This window comes from Caballeronia sp. LZ032 (genome assembly GCF_031451315.1).
In the GTDB taxonomy this organism is placed as follows: Bacteria; Pseudomonadota; Gammaproteobacteria; order Burkholderiales; family Burkholderiaceae; genus Caballeronia.
The window spans coordinates 350,722-359,000 of sequence record NZ_JARUXP010000002.1 but is presented as its reverse complement, the minus strand read 5'-3'; the positions used below and the strand labels follow the sequence as shown (position 1 = coordinate 359,000).

Here is an 8,279-nt window from a genome sequence, read left to right as displayed (position 1 = left end):
TGGGATCCGAAGATGAATGGCCGCGCATGCAGGGCGCCGCCGATGCGACGCCACGGCACGGCAGCTCAGGCGCTCATCGCGACCAGCACGCGGCGCGGGCCGGCAAACGGCGCGCGGCCGTGCGACATCAGCAGGTTGTCGAGCACGAGCGCATCGCCGGCCTGCCAGGGGAAGGCGAGCATCGTGTCGTGATAGACGGCGCGGATTTCGTCGAGCATGGCGGCGTCGATCGGCGTGCCGTCACCGAAGAAGGTATTGCGCGGCAGACGGTCTTCATCGACCACGTCGAGCAAGGCCTCGCGCACCGGCTCCGGCAAGTTGGACACGTGGAACAGATGCGCCTGGTTGAACCAGACGCTTTCGCCCGTCAGCGGATGACGCAGCTCCGACTGGCAGACCTGGCGCGTGCGCAGCGCTTCGCCGTCATCGAGCCATTCGAAGTCGATGCGATGCGCGCCGCAATAGCGCTCCACCTCCGCGCGGTCCTCGGTGCCGAACACCTGTTCCCACGGCAGATCGAGGCCGTTGCCATAGTTGCGCACGTACATCACGCCGTGCTCGGCGAAGCGCTCGCGCAATGCCGGCGACAGGCGCGCATGCACGAGGCGGCTGTCGGCGACCGGCGTCGCGCCGCCCGACTGCGCGGCGACGGTGCAGTAGAACCAGATCGAGCCGGGCCACTTGAGCGTGTAGGACTGTTCGTTATGCTGGTCGATCCATTGATCGGCGGGATATTCCGTCGACGAGTACACGTCCTTCTCGATCCGGCTGCGCGGCGTCGAGCCGAACTCGTAGGAAAGCAAAGGTTTGCCAAAACTCGCGGCAAACGCGTTGAACTGGGCAGCGTCGAGCGGCGTGAAGCCGCGCAGCAGCACGCCGCCGTATTGCAGCTTTGCCGCGTCCACGCGCGCGCGCAGCGCGGCCGGATCGGGCGCGGCGGCCTCGTCATGCGCGGGACGGATCTCCAGCACACGCGTGCCGTTTTCCTCGATCACGCGCTCGCTGAACGCCGTTTCGATATGACTGGTCATCGCATCCATGCTTCACCTCTTTCGCGCGGCTCGCCGTCCAACGGGCGCGCCCCCGCCTGCGCAAGCGCAGCGGCGACGCATTCCAGCACCGCATCCAATGCTTCATCGAGATAGAAATGGCCGCCCTCGAAGGCGCGCCGCGCGAACGCGCCGCGCGTCTCGTCCCGCCAGCGCAGCACGTCCTGTTCACGCACCGTGGCGGGATCGTCGCGGCCGGTGAAGACGGTGAGCCGGCAGTTGAGCGGCTCGCGGGCCTTGCCGCCTGCTATGAAAGTTCCGCACAGGTGAAAGTCGGCGCGCAGCGTGGGCAACAGGAACGCGATCAGGTCACGGTCCGCGAGAAAGGCCTCCGGCGTGCCGCCGAGCGCGCGCAGCTTGTCGATCATCCGGTCCACGCCGCACTCGAGCCAGTCCGTTTCGAGCACGCGGCAAGCCGGACCCACCGACGCCGACGCCCCCAGCCACACCGCCTCGCCCAGGCCGCGCCCGCGCAGCGCATGCAACAGCTCCAGTCCGACGAGCGCGCCCATGCTGTGTCCGAACACGGCGAACGGCAACGCGGGATTGCGCGCCGCGCGCCAGTCCGCGCACAGGCCGTCGATCAACGCGGGCCACTGCGTGTGCGCGGGCTGATCGCGGCGCGCGCCGTGCCCCGGCAACTCCAGCGGCACGACCTGGACCTCCGCCGGCAGCCGCTGCGACCAGCGCCGGTACAACGCAGCCGTCCCGCCCGCATGCGCGAGACAGAACAGCTGCACGCGCGGCATGACGCCGGGTGCGGCGGCGAACGCCATGCGTCAGGCGGCCGGATCGGCCTGTGCCGTTGTCGCGCGGGCGGCATCCGCCTCCATCGCGCGGCGCAGGCTCAAGGGGCGCATGTCGGTCCAGACTTCATCGATATAGGCGAGGCACTCGGCCTTCTTGCCCGACTTGCCGGCCTGTCGCCAGCCCGCGGGAATCGCCTTGTAGTCCGGCCAGATGGAATACTGCTCTTCGTCGTTGATGACCACATGAAAATTCGTGTCTTCGTCGCCCCAGCTCATCGATCGCTCCAATGGATCCGCAGCCGAGCGGCTGCCATGCGTGACGGACACAACGAAACTCACTTTTGCGATCAGAAAGATCGCCGGACAATGCAGCGATGACGGGGACGGCGACACTGGACAGCCAGCATTCGCGACGCTCGGCGCATCTCGGCCCGCATCGTCATAAATGAGAATCATTGCTGTTTAGAAGCGCTACTCTGAGCGTTGCAGCGGTCTTTGTCAAGCTGACGCGCGGTTCGTCAAAACGCGCAATTGCCTTGTAAGCGGTCCGTAAAACGTCGGAAGTGAAGGCAATTCTTCACCTTCACCAAATGCGAATCGTTTGCGTTTAGTGTCGAGTTCGGCCATCATGACGGCGGTCCAAACCAGCCCGTACTCGCGATGAATTCGCCTATTCCGAACGCTGCTCTCACCGCAGAACATTCCGATCGCGCGCAGGCCGTGCTTGCTTCGCTGCTGTCGCGTCAGTCGCACTGGCCGCTCGCCGAGCCGGGCCCGGACGATGCCGAGCTCGCACAAATCTTCGATGCCGCATTGCGCGCGCCGGACCATGCGCGCCTGCGTCCGTGGCGCTTCGTGCTGGTGCGGGGCGACGCGCGCGGCGCGCTCGGCGACGTGCTGGTGGACCTCGCCTGCGCCCGCATGCCGGAGGAGCCGCGCTCGGCGCATGCGCACCGGCGGCAGAAGGCGTTTGCGGCGCCGGTGGTGATCGCGCTGGGCGCGGCCATCGACGCAAGCTCGCACGTGCCGGAAATCGAGCAGCTGATGTCGGTCGGCGCGGCGACGATGAATCTGCTGAACGCCATTCACGCGCTCGGCTACGGCGGCTTCTGGGCCACCGGCGACGATACCTACGAACCCGCGATGCACGCGGCGCTGGGCTTCGGCGCGTCGGAACGCTTGCTGGGCTTCCTGTTCGTCGGCACGCCGAAGCGCTCGTCCGAACGGCCGCCGGCGCGTCCCGAACGCGCGGAATTCGTGCGTGAACTGACCGTGCCCGCCGCCGCGTCCTGACACGCTCGAAGTCCTGCAGCGGCAGCTCCTTAAAAGAATCAGTGCCGTGCGGCGTGGCGCCAGCAGAACGCACGCCGCCGGCTCGAAACTGCATCGATGAGACACGCCATCAAAGCCTCCCCACGGGCCCTTGCTCTGCTCGCCGTCGCGCTGCTCGTGCTGCTCACGTTGTGGGCGCTGCTGTTCAGGACGGTCGAGCACGTCGATACCGTCGCGATCTCGCGCGGCGACATCCAGTTGAGCGTCACCGCGCTCGGCACCTTGCAGCCGCACAGTTACGTCGATATCGGCGCGCAGGCTTCCGGCGAAATCCGCCGCATCACGGTGCAGCCGGGCGATACCGTGAAGAAAGGCCAACTGCTGGTCGAGATCGATCCAAGCGTGCAGCAGGCCCGCTACGACGTCGATGCCTCCGCGCTCAAGAGCCTGCGCGCGCGCCTCGAAGGCGAGCAGGCGAAACTTGCGTTCGCGCAGCATCAGTACGAACGCCAGCGCCGCATGATGTCGGAAGGCTCGACGCGCGAGGAAGACCTGCAAAGCGCGCTGTCGGCGTGGCAGAGCGGCCGCTCGACGGTGGCCGACCTGACGGCGGAAATCGACGGCGCGCGCGCCACCTTGCAGGGCGACGAAGCCCAGCTCGGCTACACGAAGATCTACGCGCCGATGTCCGGCACCATCGTCACGCTCGATGCGCGCGAAGGCCAGACGCTCAACGCCACGTACCAGACGCCGATCATCCTGCGCATCGCCGATCTCTCGACGATGACGGTCTGGACGCAAGTCTCCGAAGCCGATGTGCTGAAGGTGAAGCCCGGCATGCCGGTCTGGTTCACGACGCTCGGCGCCGACACGCGCTGGAACGGCACGGTGCGCCAGGTGCTGCCCGCGCCGCCCAACACGGCCCCGCCGAGCGGCGGCGACCAGCAGGCCGCGCCGAACGCCAACGCGATCAACACCGGCAAGGTCGTGTCCTACACGGTGTTGTTCGACGTGAAGAACCAGGACAACCAGTTGTTGCCGCAGATGAGCGCGCAAGTGTTTTTCGTCGCGCAGGAAGCGCATGACGTGCCGCTCGCGCCCTTGTCCGCGCTCACCCCGGTGGCCGGTTCGAGCGACCGCTACCGCGCGCGGGTGCTGGCGGACGGCCGGGTCGTGACGCGTGACGTGCGCGTCGGCGTGCATGACCGGCTCAACGCGGAGATCCGCTCGGGCCTCGCGCCGGGCGAGCGGCTCGTCACCGGCATCCGGCGCGTGCGCGGCGCCGACGGGAAGTTCGAATGGTGACGCCGGCATCCTCGCCGCCGCATGACGCGCCGCTGATCGAACTGCGCGACGTCTGCAAGTCCTATGGCGGCGACGGCACCGAGCCGCCGGTGCAGGTGCTGCGCGGGGTGTCGCTGTCGATTGCGGCGGGCGAGTTCGTTGCGATCGTCGGCGCGTCCGGTTCGGGCAAGTCCACGCTGATGCATATCCTCGGCTGCCTCGACCGGCCGTCGTCGGGGAGCTACCGCTTCGCCGGGCGCGATGTCGCGACGCTGTCCGCCGACGAACTCGCCTGGCTGCGCCGCGAGGCCTTCGGCTTCGTATTCCAGGGCTATCACCTGATCGCGACCGAATCCGCGCGCGAGAACGTGGAAGTGCCCGCCGTGTATTCGGGCGTGCGGCCGGAAAAGCGCCGCGAGCGCGCCACCGGACTGCTCGCGCGGCTCGGGCTCGAACAGCGGCTCGATCATCGGCCGAACCAGTTGTCGGGCGGACAGCAGCAGCGCGTGTCGATTGGCCGCGCGCTGATGAACGGCGGCCACATCCTGCTCGCCGACGAACCCACCGGCGCGCTCGATTCGAAAAGCGGCACGGAAGTGATGGCGCTGCTCGCGGAACTGTCGGCGGCGGGACACACGATCATCCTCATCACGCATGACCGGCAAGTGGCCGCGCGGGCGCATCGGTCGATCGAGATACGCGACGGCTGCATCGTCGCCGATTCCCTCGACGCCACCGACAACCAGGCCGCGCCGAACCCCGCCGCGCTCGATGGCGCGTCGCTGCTGCGCTCGATGTCGAGCGGTTCCGCGCACACCGCGTCGTTCCTCACCGACGCGCACGAAGCCATGCGCGCCGCGTGGCGCGTCGTGTGGATCAACCGCTTCCGCACGCTGCTGACCTTGCTCGGCATCATCATCGGCGTGGCGTCGGTGATCGTGATGCTGGCGATCGGCACCGGCACGGAGCGCGAAGTGATCGCGAAGATGGCGAGCTTCGGCACCAACCGCATGTACGTGACGCCCGACGGACCGTCCGCGCATGCGCCGGGCGGCACGCTGTCCGTCGCGGACGTCGATCTCGTCTCGCACGTGCCGAACGTCGAATATGCGATGCCCTTCCTCACCGGCGGCGTCACGCTGCGCTACGGCAATGCGGACACGCGCACGTCGCTGTGGGCGGTCGGTCCCGAAGGCTCGCGCGTGCTGAACTGGAAGCCGGCGCGCGGCGTGTTCTTCAACGCGGAAGACGAGCGCCGGCTCGCGACGGTCGCGCTGCTCGGCAAGCGTCTGCGCGAGAAGCTGTTCGGCCCGGCCGATCCGGTCGGCAAGTACGTGCTGGTGAACAACACGCCGTTTCTCGTGATCGGCGAACTGGAAGAGAAAGGCGCGACCTCGGGCGACGCCGATGACGACGACGTGCTCCTCATCCCCTTCTCGACCGGCAGCCGCCGCGTGCTCGGCACGACGCATCTGTCGTGGATCTCGGTGCTGGTCGATCACATCGCGCAGTCGGAGCAGACCGCCACCGACATCGGGCGGGTGCTCGAAGGAGCGCATCATCTGCGCGACTTCCACGTCTACAACCGCGCGGCGTCGGTGAAGGCGCAGTCGGAGACACAGGACACGCTCACGCTGATGCTCGGGCTGATCGCGGGCATCTCATTGCTGGTGGGCGGCATCGGCGTGATGAACATCATGCTGATGACCGTGAAGGAACGCACGCGCGAGATCGGCATCCGCATTGCGACGGGCGCGCGGCAACGCGACATCCTGCGCCAGTTCCTCACCGAAGCGACGCTGGTCTCGGGCATCGGCGGCGCGCTCGGCGTGCTGGCGGGCGTGCTGATCGGCGCGGGCTTGATTGCGGCGAGCGTGCCGGCCATCTTTTCCGTGCGCGCGATCATCGGCGCGTTCGCGTGTGCGCTGCTCACCGGCCTCGTGTTCGGCTTCATGCCCGCGCGCAAGGCCGCGCGGCTCGATCCGGTCGTGGCGCTGGCCAGCGAATGAGGACGCCATGAGACGCTTCCTCTCCTTCGCATCCGTCACTGCCTGCGTGCTGCTGGCCGGCTGCCTGAGCCGGCCGCCCATCCCGCCCGCCGATGTCGCGACGCCCGCGACGTACCGCTATGCCATCGCAGGCGGACCGGAAGACGCCGTCACCGCCGACTGGTGGCGACGCTTCGACAACAACGAACTCGACCGCCTCGTCACGCAGGCGACGGCGCAGAACTTCGATCTGGCCGCCGCCGTCGCGCGGGTGAAACAGGCGCGCGCCAGCGCGACCATCGCGGGCGCGGCGCTGCTGCCCGCGGTGAGCGGTTTCGCCGATGCCAGCCGCCAGGGCGGCTTCATGGTGAACAACCAGCTGCCGAGCGGGAGTGCGTTCGACCTGGGGGTGTCGGCGACATACGAGCTGGATTTCTGGGGAAAGAACCAGGCCACGCGCGACGCCGCCGTGGAGCGCGTGCGCGCCTCCGCGTTCGACCAGGCGACCGTCCAGATGACGCTCACCGCCGACGTCGCCGACAGCTGGCTGCAAACCGTCGCGCTGCGCGAGCGCGAGCAGATCGCGCAACGTAATCTGGAAACGGCGCGCGCGATCCTGCGCAATGTCGAGTCGCAATATCGCGCGGGTTATGTGACCGCGCTCGATGCCGCGCAGCAGCGCACGCTGGTGGCGTCGCAGCAGCGTGCGGCGGCCGCGTTGCATCAGCAGGGCAACGACAGCGAAGCGCTGCTCGCCACGCTGCTCGGCGTGTCCGCGACGGGTTTCACCGTGACGACGCGCACGCTGGATGCCGTCAACGCGCCGGGCGTCGATGCGGGCGTGCCCGCGTCCTTGCTGACGCGCCGTCCGGATATCGCGTATGCGGAAGCGCAACTCGCCGCCGCGCACGCCGACGTCGCCGCCGCGCGCGCCGCGATGTTCCCGAGCATCACGCTGAGCGCTTACCTTGGCACGGGCAGCGACCGCGCGCAGCGCATCTTCGACAATCCGCTCTACAGCGTGGCAGCGGGCCTGACCGCGCCGATCTTCGATGCCGGCGCGCTCGCCGCCGGGCGCAATCTCGCGCAGGCGCAGCAGGAGGAATTGCTGGCGGCGTACCGCAAGGCCATCGTGAGCGGGTTAGCGGATGTCGAGCGTGCGCTCAACGCCAGCAGCGGCGCCGATGTACAGACACGCGCGCAGGACGATGAGCTAAGCGAGGCGCGGCATACGCTGGAACTGGCGCAGAGCCGCTATCGCGCGGGCGCCGAAACGGCGCTCACCGTGCTCGATGCCCAGCGCACGCTGTACAGCGCCGAGGATGAACATGTGCAGCTGCATCTCGCGCGACTGCGCGCGGCGGTGGCGACGTATCGGGCGCTGGGCGGCGGGTGGCATTAGCCGGGCTCCGCTTCATCCGTCTGTTGCTCAATGCGATGAAGCAGCGTCGAAAACGTCTTGAGCAGATCGCCCTCGGGCATCCCTTCTTCACCGAACAGCCGCCGCTGCACGTCGACGGCAAGCGGCAGCGCCTTCCGCACCCGCGTCAGTCCTGTACGCGTCAGCTGCACGTTCTTCATGCGCACATCGACGCTGTTCGACGCCCGCTGCACCCAGCCCTTCGCTTCCAGCGTCTTGAGGATCTGCGAGAGCTGCATCTTGTGGATGTCGCTGGTGCGGCTCAGTTCGGCCTGTGACACCTCTTCGCCGTTCCGCGTGGCCCAGGCGATCAGCGTCAGCACCGTGAACTGGAGATGCGTCAGATCCAGCGGCGCCATGGCCCGGTCGATGGCCCGCTGGTAGCGATGAAACATGCGCCACAGCACGAAGCCGATGGCACGCTCGGGCGCGCCCAGCGACACGTTCGCGAACATCTCCTTCAGTTCGGTTCCCTTGATCTTCATCCCGGTCGCGCTCCGTCGTTCCTTGTGAAGAA

The 8,279-nt window shown here is 68.0% G+C and carries 8 protein-coding genes; 4 read left to right on the top strand and 4 right to left on the bottom strand.

All coding sequences use genetic code 11. The features are described 5' to 3' along the window. Positions 1 to 65 precede the first annotated feature (65 nt). Genes QCE69_RS17265 through QCE69_RS17255 form a run of 3 tightly spaced genes read right to left on the bottom strand, consistent with a single transcriptional unit; the run spans position 66 to position 2,074 of the window. Entirely contained in the window at positions 66 to 1,040 is a 975-nt protein-coding gene (locus QCE69_RS17265) for a TauD/TfdA family dioxygenase (RefSeq protein WP_309932058.1), read from the bottom strand. After that, the gene (locus tag QCE69_RS17260) at positions 1,028 to 1,825 is read right to left on the bottom strand and encodes an alpha/beta fold hydrolase (RefSeq protein ID WP_309920721.1); all 798 of its coding nucleotides are present in this window, start codon (positions 1,823 to 1,825) and stop codon (positions 1,028 to 1,030) included. The genes QCE69_RS17265 and QCE69_RS17260 overlap by 13 nt, the downstream gene beginning before the upstream one ends. Before the next feature lie 3 nt (positions 1,826 to 1,828). Beyond that, positions 1,829 to 2,074 (bottom strand): MbtH family NRPS accessory protein, encoded by a 246-nt coding sequence (locus QCE69_RS17255; RefSeq protein WP_309812671.1) that lies wholly within the window; start codon positions 2,072 to 2,074, stop codon positions 1,829 to 1,831. A 384-nt stretch (positions 2,075 to 2,458) separates the two neighbouring features. On the opposite strand from QCE69_RS17255, the gene QCE69_RS17250 reads away from it, so the two are divergent. The 4 genes from QCE69_RS17250 (at position 2,459) to QCE69_RS17235 (ending at position 7,744) form a co-directional block, all read left to right on the top strand. Beyond that, a complete protein-coding gene (locus QCE69_RS17250) occupies positions 2,459 to 3,091 on the top strand; it encodes a nitroreductase (RefSeq protein WP_309920718.1) in 633 nt (210 codons plus the stop codon). Positions 3,092 to 3,187: 96 nt separating this feature from the next. Next, entirely contained in the window at positions 3,188 to 4,375 is a 1,188-nt protein-coding gene (locus tag QCE69_RS17245) for an efflux RND transporter periplasmic adaptor subunit (RefSeq protein ID WP_309920715.1), read from the top strand. Next, positions 4,369 to 6,363, top strand: a complete 1,995-nt coding sequence (locus tag QCE69_RS17240; protein ID WP_309932057.1) for a MacB family efflux pump subunit — start codon at positions 4,369 to 4,371, stop codon at positions 6,361 to 6,363. The genes QCE69_RS17245 and QCE69_RS17240 overlap by 7 nt, the downstream gene beginning before the upstream one ends. A gap of 7 nt (positions 6,364 to 6,370) precedes the next feature. After that, the gene (locus QCE69_RS17235; protein WP_309932056.1) at positions 6,371 to 7,744 is read left to right on the top strand and encodes an efflux transporter outer membrane subunit; all 1,374 of its coding nucleotides are present in this window, start codon (positions 6,371 to 6,373) and stop codon (positions 7,742 to 7,744) included. Here the strand turns inward: QCE69_RS17235 and QCE69_RS17230 are convergent. After that, positions 7,741 to 8,247 carry a MarR family winged helix-turn-helix transcriptional regulator gene (locus QCE69_RS17230; RefSeq protein WP_309932055.1) on the bottom strand — a complete coding sequence of 169 codons (507 nt, stop codon included), beginning with the start codon at positions 8,245 to 8,247 and terminating at the stop codon, positions 7,741 to 7,743. The genes QCE69_RS17235 and QCE69_RS17230 overlap by 4 nt on opposite strands. Between the last annotated feature and the right edge of the window lie 32 nt (positions 8,248 to 8,279).